This is a genomic window from Lonsdalea britannica (assembly GCF_002111595.1).
GTDB classification, from domain to species: domain Bacteria; phylum Pseudomonadota; class Gammaproteobacteria; order Enterobacterales; family Enterobacteriaceae; genus Lonsdalea; species Lonsdalea britannica.
In genome coordinates, this window is the sequence record NZ_LUTN01000005.1 from 109,587 (window position 1) to 133,545 (window position 23,959).

The window sequence follows — 23,959 nt, forward strand, 5'->3', positions numbered from 1 at the left end:
GTGAATCTTTACTGCAACACCGAAATATCAGCCACTTTCAGGAACAGATTACGCAGTTCATTGAGCAGCGTCAGACGGTTGATCCGCACTTCCTGCTCTTCCGCGTTCACCATCACTTTGTCGAAGAAGTTATCCACCGGCTCACGCAGCTGCGCCAGCTCAACCAGCGCTTCCTGATAACGCCCTTCGGCGAACCACGGGTCCAGCTTGCTGTTCAACGCGGTGACATAAGTCGCCAGCTGAATTTCTTCTTTCTCCTTCAGCAGCGAGGCCTGCACGCTGCCGTTCAGACTTTCGGTCGACTTCGCCAGAATGTTGGATACGCGTTTGTTGGCAGCCGCCAACGCAACCGCCTGTTCCAGCGTACGGAAGTGACTGACGGCCTTCACGCGGGCATCAAAGTCGGCCGGACGGGTCGGACGACGCGCCAGCACCGCTTGAATGGTATCCACGGTATGGCCTTCTTCCTGATACCAGGCGCGGAAGCGGCCCAACATGAATTCGATCACATCGTCGACCACATTGGCGTTCGTCAGCTTGTCGCCATACAGACGTACGGCTTCTTCCGTCAGCGTTTGCAGATCCAACGGCAGCTGTTTTTCCACGATGATGCGCAGAGCACCCAGCGCGGCGCGGCGCAGCGCAAAGGGGTCTTTATCGCCCTTGGGATGTTGGCCGATACCGAAAATCCCGGCCAGCGTATCCATTTTGTCGGCGATGGCCAGCGCACAGGCGACCGGCGATGAAGGCAGATCGTCGCCCGCAAAACGTGGCTGATACTGTTCGTTCAACGCGACCGCGACATCTTCATCTTCACCGTCATGACGCGCATAGTGCATACCCATGACGCCCTGCGTATCGGTGAATTCGAATACCATGTTGGTCATCAGGTCGCATTTGGACAGCAGGCCCGCACGCGTAGCATGATTGACGTCTGCGCCAATCTGCGCGGCAACCCAACCGGCCAGTGCCTGAATGCGGTCGGTTTTATCGCGCAGAGAACCCAGCTGCTGCTGGAACAAAACGGTTTCCAGACGCGGCAGATGATCTTCAAGACGTTTTTTACGGTCGGTATTGAAGAAGAATTCGGCATCCGCCAGACGCGGACGCACCACTTTTTCGTTACCCGCAATAATCTGCTGCGGATCTTTCGATTCGATATTGGCGACGAAAATAAAGTGCGGCAACAGCTTGCCTACGTCGTCGTAAACCGGGAAATATTTCTGATCGCCCTTCATGGTATACACCAGCGCTTCCGCAGGCACGGCCAGGAATTTTTCTTCAAACGTCGCAGTCAGCACCACCGGCCATTCAACTAGGGACGCCACTTCTTCCAGCAGGCTTTCGCTCAGGTCGGCTTTTCCGCCAATCTTCTGCGCAGCCTGTTCAGCATCGCGTTTGATCATCGCTTTACGCGCTTCGTAGTCTGCGACCACTTTGCCGCGTTCGAGCAGAATTTCAGGATATTGATCGGCATTGTCGATGGTGAATTCGGCTTCGCCCATGAAGCGATGGCCGCGCAGCGTGCGAGCGGAGTCGATGCCCAGCACCGTGCCTGGGATCAACGTGTCGCCCAGCAGCATGGTCACCGTGTGAACCGGGCGAACGAACTGCACATCTGAGTCGCCCCAACGCATCAGCTTCGGGATCGGCAGTTTGCTGAGTGCTACGCTCACCATGCCCGGCAGCAGCGTTTGCGCCGACTGGCCTTTGACCTGCGCACGGAACAGCAACCATTCGCCCTTGTCGGTGGTCAGACGCTCAGCCTGATCGACGGTAATACCGCAACCGCGCGCCCAACCCTGAGCCGCCTTGGTCGGCTGACCGCTGGCGTCAAACGCCTGAGAAATGGCCGGGCCCCGTTTTTCTACTTCACGATCCGGCTGAGACGCGCTCAGCGCCGTCACTTTGAGCGCCAGACGACGCGGCGCCGCGAACCAGTTCACGGCCTGATAGGTCAGGCCTGCCGCATCCAGTTCAGCGCTGAAATTGGCGGCAAAAGATTGCGCTAGCTGACGGAGAGCCTTCGGCGGCAGCTCTTCCGTGCCGATTTCCACCAAAAAAGTTTTATCAGTCATGGCCTGTTAGCTCTCTTTTCTATTACACATCGGGAAGCCCAGCGCCTCGCGGGAGGCGTAGTAGGCTTCGGCTACCGCTTTGGTCAGCGTGCGAATGCGCAGGATGTAACGCTGACGCTCGGTAACGGAAATCGCCTTGCGCGCGTCCAACAGGTTGAAGCTGTGGGCGGCTTTCAGAATACGTTCGTAGGCAGGCAACGGCAGCGGGTTTTCCAGCGCCAGCAGTTCCTGAGCCTCTTTTTCATACTGCGCGAAGCAGGTAAAGAGGAAGTCGACGTCGGCGTGTTCGAAGTTGTAAGTTGATTGCTCCACTTCATTCTGATGGAACACGTCGCCGTAGGTCGTTTTGCCTAGCTGCCCGTCGCTCCATACCAGATCGTAGACGCTGTCCACGCCCTGGATATACATCGCCAGACGCTCCAGACCGTAGGTAATCTCACCCGTGACCGGTTTGCATTCCATACCGCCCACCTGCTGGAAGTAAGTGAACTGCGTCACTTCCATGCCGTTCAGCCACACTTCCCAGCCCAGACCCCAGGCGCCCAGCGTCGGGTTTTCCCAGTTATCTTCGACAAAGCGAATGTCGTGGATCGTCGGATCCAGACCCAGCGCCTTGAGCGAGCCGAGATACAGCTCCTGAATGTTTTCCGGCGAAGGTTTGATGATCACCTGGAACTGATAATAGTGCTGGAGACGGTTGGGGTTTTCGCCGTAGCGCCCATCGGTAGGACGACGTGACGGCTGGACATAGGCGGCAGCGATCGGCTCTGGGCCAAGCGCCCGCAGGCAGGTCATGGGGTGAGAGGTTCCCGCGCCAACTTCCATGTCCAACGGTTGAACAATGGTACAGCCTTGGCGCGCCCAATAATCCTGTAACGTCAGGATGAGGCCCTGGAAGGTCTTGGTATCAAACTTTTGCATTTGGATTCGCACGCGATACAAGTGGATTTACAATGAATGCGCCAGTATACCCTCTGAGTGCAAGATATACAGCCGGAATGCGGCAACAAGTTCGTATCCGGACGAATTTACCACGCTGTGCGGGACGCGGTTTCCCAGCCCGAATGCGACAGCTATCCGGGCTGAAACCCATGACATTCGATCGCGGCTGCGGGAAGGACTTACGGCATCCGCCGCCGTCCTTTGCCCTCATCAATCAGAGCGAAATGGGCTGGGAAACGGAGGGTTAACCCCAAAACACCGTTTGCAGCATTTTCAGGCTCAGCAGCAGCAGCAGCGCTGCGAAGATCTTCCTTAGCGTGGAGACGGGCAGACGATGCGCCAATCGCGCGCCGACCGGCGCGGTGAAAAAACTCACCAGCGAAATCAGCAGCACTGCGGGCAGCGACACATAGCCCAGGCTGTACTGCGGCAATCCGGGGACGCCCCAACCATTGACCATATAACCCAACGCTCCCGCCAACGCGATCGGCAATCCGACCGCCGCCGACGTGCCAATCGCCTGCTGAATACGCACGTTGCACCAGGTCAGAAACGGCACCGTCAGCGAACCGCCGCCAATCGCCACCAACGCTGAAATACCGCCAATGCCGAGTCCGGCCAGCGAAGTTCCTGCCGTCCCCGGCAGTTGACGATTGGGTTTCGGCTTGATGCTCATCACCATCTGAAACGCAATATAAGCCATAAAGCACGCGAAGAAGATCGCCAGCGCCTGAGTCGGCAACAACGCGGCCAGCCAGGTGGCACAGAATGTTCCAACCAGAATCCCCGGCGTGATACGCCAAACGACCGGCCACAACACCGCCTGATGCTGATGATGCGTACGCAGACTGGAAACCGCAGTAATCACGATGGATGCCATCGACGTCCCCAACGCCATATGGACCAGATGCTCAGTTTGAACACCTTGAGCGGCAAATATGGCGGTCAGTATCGGCACCATAATGCCGCCGCCGCCAATACCTAATAGCCCTGCCATAAACCCAACAACGGCACCAAGCGCAAGATAAGCAATAACCCACTCTACCCCCATCCCCTACCCCTGATATGTAATGTTTTCCAATTAATAACTCTAGTTTTTCAATGATATGCGGTAGCCCTGGACGGATTGCCGTTCTAATAAAGGACCTCTTGCTACCGCTGGCTACGCCGCCGCTTTCGAACGGCGAACGGAGGCGTTCACGATTACGTTTTAACCTGACGTAAACAGCCGCCAAAGCCCACAGAGGCCTTTAACACAATCAGCCTGCCCTGTCGGCATACCTTGCATGCGCATTATTCATTTACGCTTAAATATCAAATTCCGCCATCAAAAATTCGTTCAGATGTCCGTCGTGGATAAACTTTAACGCGGTTTCTCTGTACATTTTGCGATCTAACCCCACAAAAGCATGGTTGCCCATCCAGTATTTAGCGTGTGATGATACGGCAGTTCACTACGCACACCGCGCAATACGCCAGAAGTCCATCATGAGAGTCAGGGGTAAATGAACTTGTGGCGAAAATGAGCGGAAATTAACAGAGGAGCTTTCCATGAATCGTTGCGGTTGGGTGACGGCAGATCCAATATATTTGGCCTATCACGATGACGAATGGGGTAACCCCTGCACTGACAGCGACAAGCTATTTGAGATGCTCTGTCTGGAAGGCCAACAGGCTGGTCTATCCTGGATCACCGTGTTGAAGAAGCGCGAACACTATCGGCACTGTTTTCACCAGTTCGACCCAATCAAGATTTCGGTCATGACCGAAGACGATATTGCCCAACTGATGCAAGATCGCGGCATTATTCGCAACCGTCTCAAAATCGAGGCGATCATCGCCAATGCCCGGGCGCGTTTAAATATGGAAGCCAGGGCGAAAATTTTTCTGACTTCATCTGGTCATTTGTCGACCACCGCCCCGTCACGCACGCCTATGTAACGCTGGCCGAGGTGCCGGCTCAGACGGCCACTTCGGAAAGCCTGTCGAAAGCGCTGAAAAAGCGCGGTTTTAAATTCATCGGCCCAACGATTTGTTACGCCTTCATGCAGGCGGTCGGGCTGGTCAACGACCACACGACTGACTGTATTTGCCACCCGAACAAGCGTTAATACCTACAGCGCAGGCAACGTTCAAGGCAGCCGCGGTAACACCCGACACGATGGGAGAGCCTGTCCAGCAACAGCGAAATCGCTCTCTTTTGCTGTCATACTGTCGTGATAATGTAGAGAGTAAGAGCGTAGGAAAGGATTGCCTCGCATTCTACCGATTTGTTTATCGCGCTGGCCGCGGCATGTTATCCGCTGTCCGTCACGATGCGTGATATTGCTCATTTCCTGCGGCGATATCACCGTCATCGATGAGCGCGACAACGGAAAGATACACAGACTAGGACTGCGATAGTGCTAGCTTGTGTTTGGTTTTTTTACGTTAACGACAATAAAGGAATATTGTATGAATAAAACCATGGCTAAACTGGCCTTCATGATGATGATGGAATGGTTCATCTGGGGAGCTTGGTTCGTCACGCTCTGGCCTTTTCTCAATCATAACGGATTTACTCCCACGCAAATTGCCTGGTGCTACTCCTGCACCGCCATTGCAGCCATCATTTCGCCTATCGTGGTGGGATCGCTGACCGACCGTTTTTTCCCGGCGCAAAAGGTGTTGGCGCTGCTGATGCTGGTCGGGGCGGCCCTCATGTTTTTCACCGCGCAACAAACCCATTTCAACAGCTTCTTCCCGCTGCTGCTGGCCTACTGCCTGACCTATATGCCGACCATCGCATTAACCAACAGCATCGCGTTTTCCAACGTTGCAGATGTCGAGCGTGACTATCCGAAGATCCGCGTAATGGGAACCTTGGGGTGGATTGCCGCGGGCATCGCCTGCGGATTTATCCCTTCGCTGCTGGGCTACGGTAATATCACCGCAACCCAAACACCGCTGCTGATTGCCGCCGCCAGCTCCGCCCTCCTCGGGGTGTTCGCCCTATGCCTGCCGCATACCCCGCCGAAAGGACACGGTAAACTCAGCCTTTCCGTGATGTTAGGCTTGGATGCGCGCGTATTGCTCAAAGATCGCAGTTTTCTGGTCTTCTTCATCTGCTCATTCTTGTTCAGTATGCCGCTATCGTTTTATTACATCTTCGCTAACGGCTATCTCACTGAAATCGGTATGTCGAACGCCACTGGCTGGATGACGCTGGGACAGTTTTCAGAGATCTTTTTCATGCTGGCGCTGCCTTTCTTCATTAAGCGTTTCGGCATCAAATACGTGTTGATTCTTGGTCTGTCGACCGCGTTACTTCGCTACCTGCTTTTTATTTTCGGCGGCACCGAACAGCTGTTCACCTACGCCCTGCTGTTTATCGGCATCCTGCTTCACGGCGTCAGCTATGACTTTTACTTTGTCACCGCCTATATCTATGTCGATAAAAAGTCCCCGGTCTACATGCGCACGGCGGCGCAAGGCCTGATTACATTGGGATGTCAGGGAATCGGCAGTCTCCTCGGCTACCGACTTGGGGGACAGCTGATGGAAAAATGGTTTTCTTACCCCGAACCGGTTCAGGGCCTGACGTTCCACTGGGCTGGAATCTGGGGATTCGGAAGCGTCATGATTGCCGTCATTTTCATCGCCTTTCTCATCCTGTTCAGAGAGCCGGCGCAAGGCGTTAAACCGATAGAGATCAAACAAAGTAAAAATGGATGTGGTAATACCATGACATAACCTTGCCATACGCTAACATCGAGAGAATTCACAGAAGATAGCGTCTTTTCGCATTGCGAAAGGGCGCTATCCTGTTTTGATCAGGGAGAAGCAAAAGGAATGATCATGTCGCAAATAAAAGAGAATCGCATTGCAGGGGCGCTCTACGGCCAGATGCTGGGCGATGCTATGGGTATGCCTGCCGAACTTTGGCCCCGTACGCGCGTAAAGGCGCACTTTGGCTGGATAGATCGTTTTTTGGACGGCCCGCAGGACAATATCGTCGCGCGCTACTTTAAAGCCGGTGAATACACCGACGACACCGCCATGGCACTGGCGTTAGCGGATGCGTTGATTGAATGTCAGGGCGACGTGGTGCCCGATACCATCGCCGCTCACATTCTGGCCTGGGCTGACCGGGTAGATGCCTATGGCAAAGTCATGCTTGGCCCCAGTTCCAAAATCGCATTGGCGGCGCTGAAAAACGGGACCGCTATCCGCGATCTGGAAAACAACGGCGTCACCAATGGCTCAGCCATGCGAATCTCCCCGTTAGGATGCATGGTGCCAGTACACACGCTCGATCGCTTCATTACCGACGTCGAACTCGCGTCCAGCCCAACGCATAAATCCGATGTCGCTATCGCGGGTGCCACCGTCATTGGCTGGGCGGTCTCTCAGGCCGTGGATGGCGTCAGTTGGGAAAGGCTGCGCGACCAGCTCCCGGCCGTCGCCAGAGCGGCCCAGGAACGGCAAGTGACGACCTATCACGCGTCCATGTCAGCACGTATTGAACTGGCGCTGGATATCGCCAGCCACTCCGGCGGTACGGAAAGTACAATGGATCGCATTTACCAGCTGTTGGGAACGACCAGCGATATTCTGGACTCCGTCCCATCGGCCATCGCATGGTGGAACTGGCGGGAACGCAGCCCAATCGCTGTGCCGTGCTATGTGCCAATCTGGGAGGCGATACCGATACGATAGGAGCAATGGCGACCGCGATTTGCGGAGCGCTGCATGGGGTGGAGGCGATTGATCCTCTATGGCGTCAGCAGCTTGATGACGTCAATCGCTGCGATATTGGCCACTACGCTCGCCAATTACTGGCGCTGCGACTGCAGCGGGAAAAGAGAAAGGACGTTTAACGCTCATTCGATAGCGGGACGGCATCTCACCGATCCCGCTATCGACGCTTAGAGACGATAACTCAGATCGTCAGGTTCGTACTTACCGTTCCGACACGAAGACGTATCGGTCGGCGCGACAGTGGTTGATACTAAACTCGATAGGAACCCCCTCCTCATCACATACCTGCTGTTTGAGCACCAGCATCGGCACCGATGCCTTGATATTCATCACAGACATGAAGTGTTCATCAGAGGCTTTGGCCGTCACCCAGTTACGTGTATGTTGCGGCGAAATATTCTGAGCTTTGAAATAGGCATAGAGTGACACCCCAATCTCGTCCGGATCGCCTATCAGCGTGGCAGGGACATAGGATGTCACGATTGAAACGGGTTCATCTTCGATAAAACGATGGCGAAGCAAGCAATAAACCGACGTATCCGGCGGTAGCGCCAGCTGTTCGGCCACCTCTTCGCGACACGGCACCACCTTCTTCTCCAGCCACATCGTGCCGGGATTTTTGCCTTTTCCCGTCACTTGACAGCTAAAGCTGGCGGCACTGCCGATTTGATATTCCATCTGGAAGTTGATGTAGGTACCGTATCCTCGCGTACGCACAACCACATTACGGGATTCCAATAATTTTAATGCGTTGCGTACGGTGATGCGGGAAATACCCAGCAGACGGCAAAACTCTCGTTCGCTGGGTAGAAAGTCTCCCTCGCGGAGATCGCCATTTTGTACAGCCTGTTGCAACGCATCGCTGAATTTGACGTAGAGGGGCGTATGGTCCCTCTGCTGTAAACGGTGCTGCAACCGCTCTACCAGGGCTGAATATGTGTCCATTTCTTCCTCCTGTATCCATGGTGGCTAAAGCGTCATCGACGCTTTCCTTGTTAAATAGTCCCTTGTAACTCAAAAGCATGGCTATCCAGCCAGCTGTATATTCCTTACTTCTCTCCCACCTCCTAACAAACGTAACGTCCAAAAAACGGGCAAAAGGTCAATCTATTGTAAAACCATGACTCGCGCAGTATTGATGATATGACACTATTTCTTTTAATTTGATTCACTAATTTGCAGTATTCTTTAGACTCAGTCACCCTTCTGCGGGTTATTTCTCCAATCTTATCGACGATCCCCCGTCATAGCGGAGCTACTCATGAAACCTGAAATTATTTTGTACGGTCGTATCCCCGAAGACTTACGCGCTCGTCTGTCATCTCACTTCACCGTCAACGAATTTCAAGGCCTCCCACCGGTCGACGATCCTGCGCTGGCAAAAGCTGAAGGCTGATCGGGGCCGGCGGTCAAATCGATCAGGCGTTTCTTTCCCACCTGCCGCGCCTGCGCGCAGTCTCGACCGTTTCTGTCGGGTACGACAATATCGACGTCGCCGCGTTAAATCAAAAAAATGCGCTGCTGATGCACACGCCTACCGTATTGACCGATACCGTGGCGGATACGGTGATAACGCTAATGCTGATGACAGCCCGCCGCGCGCTCGAATCCGCAGAACGCGTCAAAGCCGGAGAGTGGCAGCGCAGTATCGGCCGCGACTGGTACGGCGTTGATGTTCATCACAAAACGATCGGCATACTCGGCATGGGCCGCATCGGTATGGCGGTCGCGCAACGTGCCCACTTCGGTTTCAACATGCCTGTCCGCTATCACGCCCGCCACCGTCATCCTGAAGCCGAACAGCGCTTCAACGCCCACTACGACGAGTTAGACACTCTGTTGGCCGAATCGGATTTCCTCTGCATCACGCTGCCGCTGACCCCACAAACGCGTCATCTGCTCAATCGCGAAAGATTGGCGAAAATGAAGCCCGGCGCCATTTTGATCAACATCGGTCGCGGTCCCGTCATCGATGAAGCCGCACTGATTGATGCGCTACGTAATGGTCCACTGCTGGGCGCGGGCCTGGACGTCTTCGAAACCGAACCGCTGCCCGCGGACTCACCGCTGTTGACGCTGCCCAACGTGGTGGCGCTGCCGCACATCGGATCCGCCACCCACGAAACCCGTTATGCCATGGCCGCCTGTGCGGTGGATAACTTGATCGCCGCACTCACCGGCGACGTGAAAGAAAATTGCGTCAACCCGCCCCCGTCACGATCATGATCTGAACGTCAACATCCCCGGCCGCTTTCGCTGACCGGGGATGTCAGAGAAAATCATGACCGCAGAAAAACTATTCCACTGCCATCGGCGTCTCCGTTACCGTCGTCGACTGGCTCCCCTGAATCTCTTTCACCCGCTGTTCTGTCTTCTGCACCGCATCCGCGTTGCTCAACAGACTATAAGTCAGTTCGAACGTCGTACTTTGCCCAGGTTGCAACTGTTTCACACGCCCCATCTTGCGTTCGACGGTGACCGGATAGGCATAACTGGTGCCGGGTTCGATCCCCGTCACATAACCTTGCTTTTCGGTATCCGTATTTTTCCATAGGGACAATACCGGCAGCTGGCGGGTATCAAACGCAATCGAAACGCCTTTATCGCCCGCTTTGTTCACCAATGCCGCCAGCGTCTTGCCGTCTTTATCGGCATAAGGCGCAACGTTAAATACCATCTCATCGAAGTCTTTGGTCGGTCCCTGATAGGTCTCCCAGTCTTTCAGACCCGGTTTCGCATAGTCGTTAAAAGGTGAGATCTCTTTGACTGGAGCGACGAAACGCGCGCCCTGTTCCAGAATCGGCTTCCCAAAGTTGCTGTGATAGATGATTTGGTAATCGCGCGGGTAATCCGCCTTGTTGGTCAGCACATCGTGAATCGTGAACGACTCGCTGCCCGGAACGTAGCGCAGTTCGGTCCACGTCTCCAGATTGGATTTTTTGAAGCTGTTTTCTTTCAGCAGGCCGCGCACCACGATCGTATGCGGCGCTTGGTCGTCAATATCCACCACCACTTTAGAGGCGGGGGTATTACCAGCGCGGCCGTGCAGGGTATAAAGCATGCCGTCGCTGGTGACCGGGTGGCCGGTCCATTCATAGCCGCAGCGCACCATCATTTCGTTGAAGCCTTCGAGCCACCCCAACCCGTTGCGACTTTCCAGCGTGATGGTATTCGGGTTGACCACCTCATCCACCGGAGAGTCCCACCCAAGGCGGATATTTTTACCGGTCACATGCAGCAAATCCATGCCACGCGTGGGGCTCAGCGTAATCTGCAATCCATCAGGCTGGTGATGGTAATAATCTTACTGCCTTCCTGACGCCCGCCGTGCAGCACTTTCTGCTCGATGCTGAATGCCGGAGCTTTCGCCTTCAACGAGTCGCTACCGACCTTCCAGTTGCCCTTTTCCACGTTAGTTTCAGCATCGGTCAGCACAAACGTTTGGGCTGAAATCTGCCAGGAAACCAACGCCAGGGAAACGCCCAGAGCCAATAACTTTTTCATGCTATGTATCCTCAGTGGCTGAATTGATTTAGCTATTACCATTGAAGACTACAAATCCCGAACCGGCCAAAATGTGATTGCCATCACTGCCTGTATTTATGCTGTTTTTTTGACGTGTATTTGCCGATGAAGTCACAAAATTGTTAAGTGTTTTTGAATTTTTTGCACTGAAAGTGGGAGGTAAAGCAGGTCGTAGCTGACACGATTTCAGCTCCCGCAGGCGCGTTTAGGAACGACCACAAAGCGAAACTAATCACGACGATATTTTATGCCGAAATAAACAATACCAGTAGCATAAATGAAGAAAGCGATATTCATCCCGCGTTGCACCGGGATAATACACGGGGTAAGGTGGCGGCCTCATTCGTGTTTCAGCATTTATTGACAAGCTATGAACTTTTCCGTCTTTGGCAACAAATTCACCCGCCGCTCCGGTATTACTCAACTGATGGACGACCTGAACAATGGGCTGCGCACGCCCGGCGCCATCATGCTTGGCGGTGGAAACCCCGCACATATTCCGGCCATGGATGACTACTTTAAATCCCTGTGCGGCGATCTGCTGGAGCAAGGCAAACTGACCGATGCGCTATGCAACTACGATGGGCCGCAGGGGAAAGATACGTTCCTGAATGCACTAGCTGATCTGCTGCGCGAGACGTTGGGCTGGGAGATAGGACCACAGAATATTGCTCTGACAAATGGCAGTCAGAGTGCATTTTTCCACTTATTTAATCTCTTCGGCGGACAAAAAAGCGACGGCAGCCGCAGCAAGGTGATGTTCCCACTGGCGCCGGAGTATATCGGCTATGCCGATTCCGGGCTGGACGAAGACATGTTTGTCTCCGTGCGTCCGCAGATAGAGCTGCTGCCGGAAGGGCAGTTCAAATACCACGTCGACTTCGAACAGCTGCACATTACCGATGATATCGGGGCGATCTGCGTATCACGCCCGACCAACCCGACAGGCAACGTGCTGACCGACGACGAGCTGCGTCAGCTGGATGCCATGGCGCGTCAGCATGAAATTCCGCTGATTATCGACAACGCCTACGGCGTCCCGTTCCCCGGCATCATCTTCAGCGACGCCACGCCGCTGTGGAACCAGAATATCATTCTGTGCATGAGCCTCTCCAAGCTGGGCCTGCCCGGCTCCCGCTGCGGTATTGTCATCGCGGCCGAAGAGGTGATTGAAGCGATGAGCAATATGAACGGCATCATTAACCTGGCGCCCGGCTCTATCGGTCCTGCTATCGCACACGAAATGATCCAGCGCGGCGACCTGCTGAGGCTGTCTAACGAGGTGGTGCGTCCGTTTTATCAGCAACGCGTTCAGCAGACGATCGAGACCATCCGTCGTTATCTGCCGGAGGAACGCTGCCTGATCCACAAACCGGAAGGCGCGATTTTCCTGTGGCTGTGGTTCAAGGATCTGCCCATTACCACCGAGTCGCTGTATCAGCGGTTGAAACAGCGCGGCGTGCTGATGGTTCCCGGCCATCACTTCTTCCCCGGACTGGCGCAGGAGTGGCCGCACGCCTACCAGTGCCTGCGCATGAACTATGTGCCGGAGCCGGAGAAGATTGAGCAGGGGATCGCCATTCTGGCGGAGGAAGTGGAACGCGCCATGCAGGAAACGGTGGTGTAAGCACGCTGCCGAGCGTTGTCCGCTCGGCGTTATAGCAGGCTTCACGACGAACGCCCCCTACCCGCCACTGAGCACGATTGGAGAGACTCATCCGCCCCCAGCGCTATGCCGTGGGCGGATGCTTTCTGCCACGCCGACGTTTAACCTCGCCCTGCGACACCCGCCGTTTCCAGCACCGCATGCAAGAGCACATTAGCCCCCGCCGTCACCTGTTCTGGCGACGAGTACTCGATTTCGTTGTGGCTGATGCCATCCTTGCACGGGATGAAAATCATCCCGGTCGGCGCCAGCATACTCATGTAAACCGCGTCGTGGCCCGCGCCGGAAACAATATCCATGTGCGAATACCCCAGCGCCTGCGCCGCTCTGCGCACCGCGTCTTTACACTCCGGATGGAACGGCGCCGCAGGATAATCCGAGACCTGCGCCAGCTGAATATCCAGACCGGTTTCCTGCGTCAGAGCCTCGATGTACTTTTTCAGCGTCTCATCCATCTGCGCGACCGAGGCATCGTCGATGTTGCGAAAATCGATGGAGAACTTCACGCTGCCCGGCACCACATTACGGCTGTTAGGATGCACCTGCACCATCCCAACCGTGCCGCGGCCGTGCGGCGAAAAGCGGTCGGCGATGTTGATCACTTCCTGCATGATGCGCGTGGAAACCTGCAACGCGTCTTTACGCATCGCCATCGGCGTCGGCCCGGCGTGTGACTCCATGCCGGTGACCACGCAGTCGTACCAGCGGATTCCCAGCACCGCCTGCACAACGCCAATCTCGATATCCTGGTCCTCCAGAATCGGCCCCTGCTCGATATGCGCTTCGAAGTAGGCGCCAATGGGATGATCGCCCGGCGTTTGCGGCCCGACATAACCAATATTCTCCAGCTCGTCTTTGACCGTTTTACCGTCCACGTCCGTCGCGGCGTAGGCATATTCCAGCGGAAAGACGCCGGCAAACACCCCGGATCCCATCATGACCGGTACGAAACGGGAACCCTCTTCGTTGGTCCAGGACACCACTTCGACCGGGGCCTCGGTTTCAATCTTCTGATCGTTCAACGTACGAATGACCTCCAACGCAGACAGCACGCCGAAGTTACCGTCGAACTTACCGCCGGTCGGCTGTGTATCGATATGGCTGCCCGCCACAATCGGCGGCAGCGCATTATTGCGGCCGGGCCGGCGCATAAAGACGTTGCCGATTTTATCCACTTCGACCGACAGGCCGGCGGCCTTGCCCCAGCTCACCAGCAGATCGCGACCTTGCCGGTCGAGATCGGTCAGCGTCAGTCGGCATACCCCGCCTTTTGGCGTTGCGCCGATCTTCGCCAGTTCCATCAATGATTCCCAAGACGTTCGCCGTTCACCCGCATGTCGGCCGTCGTCACGGTGTCCGCTACCGATAACATGTCATTACTCATCGTCGCTTCCTCACGGTCAATGCATCACTGTTTCTGTTCAGCGGTTAGCGCTGAACGCTGTGCGGCGCGCGGGCTTTTTCCCATGCGGCGGCCGCGCTGAAGTCCGGACCAAATGCCGGACGCTTGATATAACGACCCGCCCCTTCCTGCGCCCGGAGGTCGCCGTCGGCCCAGACCACAATGCCCTGGCTGATGGTATACACCGGTATTCCGGTGACCGTGCGACCTTCAAAGACGTTGAAATCGTTGCGGGAATGATGGGTTTTGGCAGAGAGTGTTTTGCTGCCGTTCGGATCCCACAGCACCAGATCCGCATCCGCGCCCGTCGTCACACAGCCTTTGCGCGGATAGAGGTTGAACAGCCGTGCGGTGTTGGCGGAGGTGACGGCCACGAACTCACTGGGCGTCAGACGCCCGGTGTTGACGCCGCCGTCCCACACCACCGCCATGCGCTCTTCCACGCCGCCACAGCCGTTGGGGATCTTGGTGAAATCGCCGCCGTTGGCGGCTTTCTGGCTGGCGCAGAACGTGCAGTGATCCGTCGCCGTCGTGTGCAACTGGCCGGACTGCAGCCCGCGCCACAGCGCCTCCTGATGCCCCTTGGGTCGGAATGGCGGGCTCATGACGTGCGCCGCCGCTTTGCGAATATCCGGATCGAGATAGACGCTGTCGTCGATCGTTAGGTGCCCGGCCAACACCTCGCCGTAGACCCGCTGGCCACGAGCACGGGCGCGGGCAATCACCTCGGCGGACTCCTGACAGGAGACGTGCACCACGTAAATCGGGACCCCCAACACATTGGCGATGGTGATAGCGCGATTGGCGGCTTCACCTTCGACCTCAGGCGGCCGCGACAACGGATGTCCTTCCGGTCCGACGATCCCTTGCGACAAGACCTGCTGTTGCAACAGGTGCACCATCTCGCCGTTTTCGGCATGCACCGTCGGCATGGCGCCCAGTTCCAGCGCGCGACGAAAACTGTTCATCAACGTTTCGTCGTCGCACATGATGGCGTTCTTGTAGGCCATAAAGTGCTTGAAGCTGTTCACCCCCTCTTCCCGCACCAGCGTCCCCATATCCCGGTGTACGCTTTCGTCCCACCAGGTGATGGCCACGTGAAAGCTGTAGTCGGCCGCCGACTTTTCCGCCCAGCCGCGCCAGAGCTGATACGCTCCATCAGCGACTGTTGAGGGTTTGGGATCACAAAGTCGATGATGGTCGTCGTACCGCCCGCCAGCGCCGCCGCCGTGCCGCTGTAAAAATCGTCCACCGTGACGGTGCCCATAAACGGAAAATTCATGTGCGTATGGGGGTCGATGCCGCCCGGCATGACGTACAAACCGCCTGCGTCCACCACCTCCGTACCCGCCGGAACATCAAACGTGGCCGCATCGCCCACGGCCGCAATCACGCCGTCGACGCACAGCACGTCGGCGCGGAACTGGCGGTCGGCATTGACGACGGTGCCGCCTTTAATCAACAGAGTGTGACTCATCGTTGTATCCCTCTTTTTCGCCGGTGATCGCACCCGCTTGCCGCGGAAGCCGACACCGTCAGTGGTGAAAACGCGCGCGGTTCAGAGCGCGTCGGCCTCGGTCGCCATCGGGTTGTTGGGATGTGTGGTCCAGTTAGCGTATTTTTCGCTGACGACGTTGCCGGTCCGCACATCCACCTCGCCGGGCGCCAGGCTGCGCAGCGTGATGCAATTTTCCACCGGGCAGATGGAAACGCACAGGTTGCAGCCCACGCAGTCTTCTTCCTTCACCTCAAAATGGCGCTCGCCATCTTTCGTATGAGTGATGGCCTGATGAGAGGTGTCTTCGCAGGCCAGATGACAGCGCCCGCATTTGATGCACGTCGACTGGTCAATCACCGCCTTGTCGACGTGGTTCAGGTTGAGGTAGCGCCAGTCGGTGACGCTACTCACGGCGCGTCCGCGAAAATCGTCCAGCGTGCGGTAGCCCTTCTCGTCCATGAAGTTGCTCAAGCCGTTGATCATGTCGCGCACAATCGGGAAGCCATGCACCATGACCGCCGTACAGACCTGCACCGTGCCGCAGCCCAGCGAGATAAATTCGGCGGCGTCGCGCCAGGTGGAAATGCCGCCGATGCCGGAGATAGGCAATCCCACGGTGTCCGGATCGCGGGCGATTTCGGCCACCATGTTGAGCGCAATCGGCTTCACCGCCGGGCCGCAATAGCCGCCGTGTGAACCTTTGCCGCCGGTATTGGGATGGATGCTCATCTGATCGAGATCCACCCCAATCACCGAATTGATGGTGTTGATGAGCGATACCGCGTCAGCGCCTCCGCTACGCGCCGCGCGGGCCGGATAGCGAATGTCGGTAATGTTGGGCGTCAGTTTGACGATGGTCGGCAGGCTGCAATACTGCTTGCACCAGCGCGTCACCCGCTCGATATACTCCGGCACCTGACCCACCGCCGCGCCCATGCCGCGCTCGCTCATGCCATGCGGGCAGCCGAAGTTCAGCTCGATGCCGTCAGCGCCGGTTTGCTCCACCAGCGGCAGAATGTATTTCCAGGCTTCCTCCTCGCACGGCACCATAATCGACACAATCATGGCGCGATCCGGCCAGTTGCGCTTCACGCGGGCGATCTCTTCCAGATTGACGTGCAGCGAACGGTCGGTGATCAGTTCAATGTTATTCAGGCCGAGCACCCGTCGGTCGGCGCCCAGCAAGGTGCCGTAGCGCGGGCCGCTGACGTTGACCACATGCGGATCGATCCCCAGTGTTTTCCACACCACGCCGCCCCAGCCGGCTTCGAACGCCCGCACCACGTTGTACTCTTTGTCCGTCGGCGGCGCGGAGGCCAGCCAGAAAGGATTCGGGCTTTTGATGCCCAAAAATTCGGTACTGAGATCAGCCATGCGCACACCCCCGGTCGAGCGATACAGAAATCGATGCGTCGTTGACGACCTGGCGTCCCGACACGGTTAAGGCCAGATCGATAGCGCGGGCGGCGATTTTGCCCTGCCGCACCGCATCCACCGTCAGGTCCAGTCCGTCGGCGCAGCAGTCGCCGCCCGCCCAGACGCCCGGTACTGAAGTCCGCCCCGACTCATCCGTCACGATACGCCGATCATGGAGTCGGATAGCGTCACCCGCCGGCTGTGGGTCATAGGTCTGCCCAATCGCCTTCAGCACCATGTCCGCCGGCAGCGTGTAGGTTTCCCCGCTGGCGACACGCTTGCCGCTTTCGCTCTGGATCACGGCGAACGATACGCCCGTCACCGCGCCATGTTCGCCGTGGATGGCCTGCGGCGCAGACCAGAAACGCAGCGTGACGCCGCACTGCTTGGCCCACTCCTGTTCGTGGACCGACGCCTTCATCTCCGCCTCGCCGCGGCGGTAAACCAGCGTGACATCGCGCGCGCCCAGTTTTTTAGCCTGCACGGCCGCATCGACGGCGGTCATTCCGCCGCCGATCACTACCACCTCACGGCCAACAGGCACCTGGCTGAGATCCGGTGCCTGACGCAGTTCGGCGATAAAGTCGACCGCTTCCCGCACGCCGTTCAGCGGCGTTTCGGGAATACCCAGCGCATTGACACCTGCAAGCCCCATGCCAAGGAATACCGCATCGAACCCGGCCCGCAGCTGCTCCAGCGTGATATCGCGCCCCAGCCGCTGACCGAGACGCAGCTCAATGCCGCCGACGGACAGCAGCCAGGCGATCTCTTTCTGGGCGAAGTCATCGGTCGTCTTGTACGCCGCCAGCCCGTATTCGTTCAGGCCGCCGGGCTTGGGCCGGGCGTCGAAGATCACCACGTTATGACCGCTCACCGCCAGCCGGTGCGCCACGGTCAATCCAGCCGGTCCCGCCCCTACTACCGCGATGCTTTTGCCGGTGGCGGCGGCCCGCATAAACAGCGGTCGTCCCGGATTGGCAAAGTAGGCGTCGGTCGCGAAGCGTTGCAGCAGGCCGATTTTCACCGGTTTACCGTCCTGATCGTTGCGCACGCACGCCTGCTCGCACAGCGTTTCCGTCGGACAAACTCGGGCGCACATACCGCCCAGCACGTTCTCATGCAAAATGGCCTCGGCGGCACCGCGCACGTTGTGCTGCGCGATGCGGTGAATGAAGCTCGGCACGTCGATATCCGCCGGGCATGACCGCGTACAGGGCGCGTCGAAGCAGTAGTAACAGCGATCCGCTTCAATCACGGCCTGCGTGCCGGTCAGGGGGGGCGCGCTGTCGCTAAACTGACGGGCGTACTCCTCCTCCATCAGCCGTTCAGCCCGGATGCCGGGAGTATTTACCCCCGCGGGGGTCTGGTTTTTCATGCGTCGAACTCCTCTGTCCAAGCCCTGTCGGAAACAGGGGCGTGCAATGATCTAAGCTGGCGCGCGATGTCGCCGGGTGCCTCTTGCTCATCATGATGCTCAAGCACACGAAGCGGCGGCGCGAGAGTAAATCCTGACCAACTGGTTAGGTTTTCTAAATTAACAATGCGATTAATGTGCCATCTTTTTGCCTAATAGCGAACCCACGTAAAACAAGGGGTTATCAAGCCATAACTTTTCATGATGGACACACAATCGTCTCCATTTGGTGCAATTCGCCCCATTTTTGCAGCAAAGATGATCAATCACGATCTTTCGAGGCAGAAAAAGAAAAACGGAGGGCCGCTATCACGCAGAGCGATGTTCAGGGGAAATCACGACAGGTTGCGGCAATATGTGGAACCAAGCCGCGTAAAGTTAATCTCGGCGGCGAGTCTCTATCCACACAGCCCCAGTGGAAAGAGGGAGTTGGCTACGACGCCAGCCCGCAAATGCGAAATACGCAGCTCAGGACATGATCGGTAGCCCGCTGCTGCTGCACGGCCAATCCCTCGTCTTCGCCCATCACAGCGGCGATCTGCACCGAGAAATCCGCGTAGGTTTGAGTCATGGACCAGACAGAGAAAAAGAAGTGACGGGTATCCAGCGGCTTCACTTTTCCGGCGGCGATCCAGCCTTCAAGTACGGCTGACTTTTCGTCCACCAGCTGGCGCAGCTCCGTCTGCAAACGCGCATGCACCCTGGGTGCGCCCTGCAGTATTTCATTGGCGAACAGCTGCGATGCTTCGGGATGTTCGAAACTAAAGCACATCTTATGAATGACGTAGCGTTCAATCGCCGTTTTCGGGTCGGCCTGCGGTTGAAAATCATCCAGCGGCGCGAGCCAGTCGTGCAGAATGTCATCCAGCACCGTGTAATACAGCGTTTCTTTGTTGCCGAAGTAGTAATGCAGGTTGGCCTTGGGTAAACCGGCCGCTTCGGCGATCAGCGCCATCGTGGCCCCTTTGAAACCGTAACGCGCGAAGATCTGCTCCGCCGCCTGCAAAATGATGGCCTCATTATCCTGCCGGATACGCCCTTTCTCCGTCTCTTCGGCACGTTCGGCGGGTCGAGCGCTATTCGGGAGCGAGGAAGCCTGTGCGTCTGACACTTTGCTATTCCACATCATTCACGTTCTCACTGTTACGCGGAAACTGCCGCCATCCCTGGCGACGAGAGTCTGTCCTGAGCGACCGTCGTTATTTTGCCGCGGCGTCCCACACCACGTGGCTCATTGCGGCATCGCCGGATCTTTTTTGATGACCGGCGTTCCGCCGCTGTTCAGCAGTACACCCACGGTACGACGGTAGGCGGCCGGATCGAGATAGCCGATTTGCGGCGTGTTGGCATGCGTGATCAGCTTGGCGACGTTCTCCATCTGACGCTGTTGCACTTCAACCGTAGCCGCGCCCGACGCATCCTGCTCAACGATGATTTCCGCCGCTTCCTGCGGATGCGACACCGCGTAGTTCCAGCCCCGATACGTTGCTTTCAGGAACTTGGCCATTTTGGCGACGAACGCTGGATTGCTCAGGCTCGGACCCAGCACGTACAGGCCATCTTCCAGCGTGGAAACGCCCTGATCCTCATACGGGAACGTCACCAGATCGCTGGGTTTCATGCCCGCATCAATCAGCTGCCAGTACTCGTTATAGTTCATGGTGGAAATGCAGGCCGCCTGATTTTGCAGCAGCGGATCGACGTTAAACCCCTGTTTCAGCACCTTGATATCCACATCAGGCTTGTAGCCCAGCTTGTTCATCCAGTTAAAGAAGGGGTACTCGTTGCCGCCGAACCAGACGCCCAGCGTTTTCCCCTTCAGGTCAGCGGGCGTATTCACGCCGCTGGATTTTCTGCAGGTCAGCATCATGCCCGAGCGGTCGAAGATCTGGGCGATGTTGACCAACGGCACACCCGCTTCACGCGCCGCCAGCGCGTCCGGCATCCAGTTGACGATAACGTCCGCCGACTTGCCGGCGATCACCTGCACCGGCGAGATATCTGTGCCGCCGGGCTTGATGACCACGTCCAGCCCTTCATCCTGGTAGTAGCCTTTCTCCTGCGCGACGTAATAGCCCGCGAACTGCGCCTGCGGCACCCACTTCAGCTGCAGCGTGACTTTCTCGGCGGCATACGCCGAGAAACAGCCGCACAAAGACAGTGCGGCTAACCACAGCCCACGACGAATAGCAGAACATTTGATCATCAGAGGTATCCTCAGCGTTAAGTGAACACAAAGCTTCCGTCTCGCGGCCGCACCGCGATTACGACATACCGCGTACGGCGGGATGCCAGAAGTTAATTTGTTTCTCCAGTCTGACCAGCGCGGCATAGGCCAGCGACCCGATGACCGACGCGACGACAATCGCCGCCCAGACGGTCGCCATATGCATACGCGCCGCCTCCGTCGAGATGCGGAAGCCCAGTCCAGCGGTCGGCGAGCCGAAAAATTCCGCCACAATCGCACTGATCAGCGCCAGCGTGGCATTCACCTTCAGCGCGCCGAAAATGAACGGCAGCGCGGCGGGTAAACGTAATGAGAACAGCGTCTGGCGCGGGCTGGCGGCGTAGCAGTACATCAGCTCGCGCTCCATTTTGCCGCTGGCCTGCAACCCCGCCAGCGTGCTGACCAGCGCCGGGAAGAACGTGACCAGCACGATCACCGCCGCCTTCGAAGGCCAGTCGAATCCGAACCACATCACAGCGATAGGCGCGACGCCCACCAGCGGAATGGTGCTGGTCAGATTGGCCAGCGGCAGCAGCCCGCGCTGCAAAAACGGCAGCCTGTCGATCAGCAAAGCGACGAGGACGCCCAGTCCGCAGCCGAGCGCATAGCCAATCAGCACCGATTTCACCACCGTCTGCATCACGTCACCCGCCAGCAGACCCGCGCCCTCATACAGCGCGCGCGCAATATCCAGCGGCGTGGGCAGCAGCACCTGCGGCACCGCGAATACGGTCACCAGCAGCTGCCAGAAATACAGCACCCACAGGCCAAACAGCGTCGCCACCAGACTCGGCGGCAAGCCAACGTCGCTCACGCCCGCCAGCCGCTGAACACTCAAGCAGGCCAGCAGCGCCACCGCCGTCAGGGCAAGCCAGTAGGCGGCTCCGCCGCCGTCGAGGACGATCAGCCAACCCGCCGCGCCCACGACAGGCACCGTCAACAGCAGCCAACGACAGAGCGACGACGAGGGAGAAAAACCCAGCAGCACGGCAACCAGGGCAAACACGATCACGCCAAGCAGAAGGTCACGGTCGGCGACATCGCCGATCATTAACCATTGGCTGAACGCCAACAGCACCATCAACAGCGCGGCAACCAGCATCACCACGCCGGAGATTGCTTTTGCTTTCATCGTCCCCCCTTGCGCGACATCATCACGAGTCTCTCCGTTTGGCTCACCAGCGCCGTCAGCGCCAGCCCCAACAAGGACGCCATGACCAGCGCCGACCAAATCTGGATGGTGTTGCCGTAGTAAGAGCCGGTCAGCAACCGCGCGCCCAGTCCGGCCTGCGCGCCGGTCGGCAGTTCGGCGACCATCGTGCCCACCAGCCCGCTGGCAATGGCGACGCGAAAGGCGGGAAACAGATACGGCAATGACGACGGCAGCCGCACCATCCAAAAGGTGTCGACCCGGCTGGCGGCATAGGTGTGCACCAGCTCCATCTCCATTTTCTGCGGCGAGCGCAAACCTTGAACGGCGGCGATCGTCACCGGGAAAAAGCACAAATACATGGCGATGGTGGCTTTCGGCAGCAGCCCGGTGATCCCCATGCTGCCCAAGATAATCAGCACGATGGGCGCGATAGCCAGCACAGGCACGGTTTGCGACGCCACAATCCACGGCAGCAGCGCTTTATCAAGCGTGCGGGAGTGAACGATGCAGACCGCGAGCAAGATGCCCAGCACGATCCCCATCGCGAACCCCGTCAGCGCGGCGCTGGCCGTGACCCAGGTGTGCAGCAGCAGGTTGCGTGGTGAAGTGAGCGGCCAGCGCGTCAGGCTGGTCCAGATATCTACGATGATTTGGTGCGGCGCGGGCAGTACCGGACGCGGCATGGACAGCGTGACGCTGACCAGATCGCGCCAGCTCCAGGCACCCTTCGGCGCCAGCGTGCGTTCGATCGCGCCCGGCGCGTTGAGGGCGATGGCGAGCAGATACCAACTGACCACGGCGGCCACCACTATCACCCCGACCGGCAGTGCGTGATAGCGCAAAGCGTTAGTGTTCATGGTGCCCCTCCACCAGCGCTTCCCGCACCTCTTGCGCCAGACGAATAAATTCTGGCGTGTCGCGCAACGACAGATCGCGCTCAGGCGGCAATGGCGAGGTCAGCACTTTGACGATGCGGCCGGGGCGCGGCGACATAATGACGATACGGGTGGAGAGATAGACCGCTTCCGCAATGGAATGGGTGACGAAGACCATCGTGCGCTGTTCGGCATACCACAGCTGTTGTAGCTGCTGGTTAAGGTTGTCACGCGTCAGTTCATCCAGCGCGCCGAACGGCTCATCCATCATCAGGATCTGCGGAGAGAACCCCAACGCGCGGGCGATGGAGACGCGCTGTTGCATCCCCCCGGACAGCTGCCAGGGAAATTTTTTCTCGAACCCCGCCAGCCCGACCCGCGCCAGCTGTTCGCGCGCGATGGCCTCGCTCTGGACGGGCGGACGCCCCTGGATCTGCAACGGCAGCATCACGTTCGCCAGCACCGAGCGCCAGGGCAGCAGCACCGGCGCCTGAAACACGTAGCCGTAAGCGCCCGCCTGCCGCGCTTCGGACGGCGTCATGTCGTTGACCCGCACCTCGCCGGAAGTTAACGGCTCCAGATCGGCGATCGCGCGCAACAGCGTGGTTTTCCCGCAGCCGGATGGCCCGATAAACGACACAAACTCGCCTTGTCGGATGGTCAGATTGATATCTTTCAGCGCATGCACCGGCTGGTCGGCCGAGGGATAAATGATGTTGGCGTCGCGCACCACCACGGCGGGTCTGGCCGTCGCGGTTTTCAGCGTCAAGACGGAGGGTTCCTCAGCGGACATGAATTGGCTCATTGCGGTTCTCCCTCTGGCAATTTTGACCGGGTGGTTAGGTTTTCTCATCCTGATGTATGCGATTTCCGTGCCATTTTCAGGCTTGAGCGGATAACCTTACGAAATGCGCAGGATTACTGACGTTGTCAGCAACATATCGATAATTTATGGCTAAATTGGTGCAAATGACGGCACGTTTGCGTTGATATGGAGCAAGAAATTACGCAGTGGGAAGCGGG

15 protein-coding genes and 5 pseudogenes are annotated in these 23,959 nt (G+C 57.6%); 5 read left to right on the plus strand and 15 right to left on the minus strand.

Going from position 1 to position 23,959, the window contains the following annotated elements; all coding sequences use genetic code 11:
- Positions 1-8: 8 nt before the first annotated feature.
- The 3 genes from glyS to AU509_RS06045 form a co-directional block, all read right to left on the minus strand.
- Positions 9-2,078: a glycine--tRNA ligase subunit beta gene (glyS, locus tag AU509_RS06035; protein WP_094117907.1), complete on the minus strand. Its 2,070-nt coding sequence runs from the start codon at positions 2,076-2,078 to the stop codon at positions 9-11.
- A 6-nt stretch (positions 2,079-2,084) separates the two neighbouring features.
- Positions 2,085-2,999 (minus strand): glycine--tRNA ligase subunit alpha, encoded by a 915-nt coding sequence (gene glyQ, locus AU509_RS06040; RefSeq protein ID WP_094117908.1) that lies wholly within the window; start codon positions 2,997-2,999, stop codon positions 2,085-2,087.
- A 265-nt stretch (positions 3,000-3,264) separates the two neighbouring features.
- Positions 3,265-4,071, minus strand: a complete 807-nt coding sequence (locus tag AU509_RS06045) for a sulfite exporter TauE/SafE family protein (protein WP_085650702.1) — start codon at positions 4,069-4,071, stop codon at positions 3,265-3,267.
- A 500-nt stretch (positions 4,072-4,571) separates the two neighbouring features.
- Here AU509_RS06045 and AU509_RS06050 point away from each other — a divergent pair.
- The 3 genes and pseudogenes from AU509_RS06050 to AU509_RS06060 all read left to right on the plus strand — a co-directional run bounded on the left by AU509_RS06050 (position 4,572) and on the right by AU509_RS06060 (position 7,879).
- Positions 4,572-5,131, plus strand: a pseudogene (locus AU509_RS06050) (DNA-3-methyladenine glycosylase I).
- Positions 5,132-5,474: 343 nt separating this feature from the next.
- The gene (locus tag AU509_RS06055; RefSeq protein WP_094117909.1) at positions 5,475-6,752 is read left to right on the plus strand and encodes a nucleoside permease; all 1,278 of its coding nucleotides are present in this window, start codon (positions 5,475-5,477) and stop codon (positions 6,750-6,752) included.
- A gap of 114 nt (positions 6,753-6,866) precedes the next feature.
- Positions 6,867-7,879 (plus strand): annotated as a pseudogene (locus AU509_RS06060) (ADP-ribosylglycohydrolase family protein).
- An 82-nt stretch (positions 7,880-7,961) separates the two neighbouring features.
- Here AU509_RS06060 and AU509_RS06065 read toward each other — a convergent pair.
- A complete protein-coding gene (locus AU509_RS06065; protein WP_094117910.1) occupies positions 7,962-8,705 on the minus strand; it encodes a GntR family transcriptional regulator in 744 nt (247 codons plus the stop codon).
- Between the two features lie 316 nt (positions 8,706-9,021).
- Here AU509_RS06065 and ghrB point away from each other — a divergent pair.
- Positions 9,022-9,986, plus strand: a pseudogene (gene ghrB / locus AU509_RS06070) (glyoxylate/hydroxypyruvate reductase GhrB).
- Between the two features lie 70 nt (positions 9,987-10,056).
- On the opposite strand, the pseudogene AU509_RS06075 reads toward ghrB, so the two are convergent.
- Positions 10,057-11,264: pseudogene (locus AU509_RS06075) on the minus strand (aldose 1-epimerase family protein).
- Positions 11,265-11,655: 391 nt separating this feature from the next.
- Between AU509_RS06075 and AU509_RS06080 the strand changes: the two are divergent.
- Positions 11,656-12,912 carry a valine--pyruvate transaminase gene (locus AU509_RS06080; protein WP_085650696.1) on the plus strand — a complete coding sequence of 419 codons (1,257 nt, stop codon included), beginning with the start codon at positions 11,656-11,658 and terminating at the stop codon, positions 12,910-12,912.
- A gap of 140 nt (positions 12,913-13,052) precedes the next feature.
- Here AU509_RS06080 and AU509_RS06085 read toward each other — a convergent pair.
- From AU509_RS06085 to AU509_RS06125, 10 genes and pseudogenes are all read right to left on the minus strand, one after another.
- A pseudogene (locus tag AU509_RS06085) lies at positions 13,053-14,335 on the minus strand (Zn-dependent hydrolase).
- A gap of 44 nt (positions 14,336-14,379) precedes the next feature.
- Positions 14,380-15,450, minus strand: coding sequence for a dihydropyrimidinase (gene hydA, locus AU509_RS06090; protein ID WP_254901531.1), 1,071 nt, complete (start codon positions 15,448-15,450; stop codon positions 14,380-14,382).
- Positions 15,381-15,830, minus strand: coding sequence for an amidohydrolase family protein (locus tag AU509_RS19030; protein WP_254901532.1), 450 nt, complete (start codon positions 15,828-15,830; stop codon positions 15,381-15,383). Before AU509_RS19030 ends, hydA begins: the two co-directional genes overlap by 70 nt.
- 81 nt (positions 15,831-15,911) lie before the next feature.
- Positions 15,912-17,225 (minus strand): NAD-dependent dihydropyrimidine dehydrogenase subunit PreA, encoded by a 1,314-nt coding sequence (gene preA / locus AU509_RS06095; RefSeq protein ID WP_094117911.1) that lies wholly within the window; start codon positions 17,223-17,225, stop codon positions 15,912-15,914.
- On the minus strand, positions 17,218-18,642 hold the full coding sequence (locus tag AU509_RS06100; protein WP_085650692.1) for an NAD(P)-dependent oxidoreductase: 1,425 nt from the start codon (positions 18,640-18,642) through the stop codon (positions 17,218-17,220). Before AU509_RS06100 ends, preA begins: the two co-directional genes overlap by 8 nt.
- A 472-nt stretch (positions 18,643-19,114) precedes the next feature.
- Positions 19,115-19,792, minus strand: coding sequence for a TetR family transcriptional regulator C-terminal domain-containing protein (locus AU509_RS06105; RefSeq protein WP_254901533.1), 678 nt, complete (start codon positions 19,790-19,792; stop codon positions 19,115-19,117).
- Between the two features lie 120 nt (positions 19,793-19,912).
- Positions 19,913-20,887 carry an ABC transporter substrate-binding protein gene (locus AU509_RS06110; RefSeq protein WP_176223458.1) on the minus strand — a complete coding sequence of 325 codons (975 nt, stop codon included), beginning with the start codon at positions 20,885-20,887 and terminating at the stop codon, positions 19,913-19,915.
- A 58-nt stretch (positions 20,888-20,945) separates the two neighbouring features.
- Complete coding sequence (locus AU509_RS06115; RefSeq protein WP_094117912.1) at positions 20,946-22,040, minus strand: ABC transporter permease; 1,095 nt, start codon at positions 22,038-22,040, stop codon at positions 20,946-20,948.
- Positions 22,037-22,918 carry an ABC transporter permease gene (locus AU509_RS06120; RefSeq protein WP_094117913.1) on the minus strand — a complete coding sequence of 294 codons (882 nt, stop codon included), beginning with the start codon at positions 22,916-22,918 and terminating at the stop codon, positions 22,037-22,039. The genes AU509_RS06115 and AU509_RS06120 overlap by 4 nt, the downstream gene beginning before the upstream one ends.
- Complete coding sequence (locus AU509_RS06125) at positions 22,908-23,741, minus strand: ABC transporter ATP-binding protein (RefSeq protein WP_094117914.1); 834 nt, start codon at positions 23,739-23,741, stop codon at positions 22,908-22,910. Before AU509_RS06125 ends, AU509_RS06120 begins: the two co-directional genes overlap by 11 nt.
- Positions 23,742-23,959 lie beyond the last annotated feature (218 nt).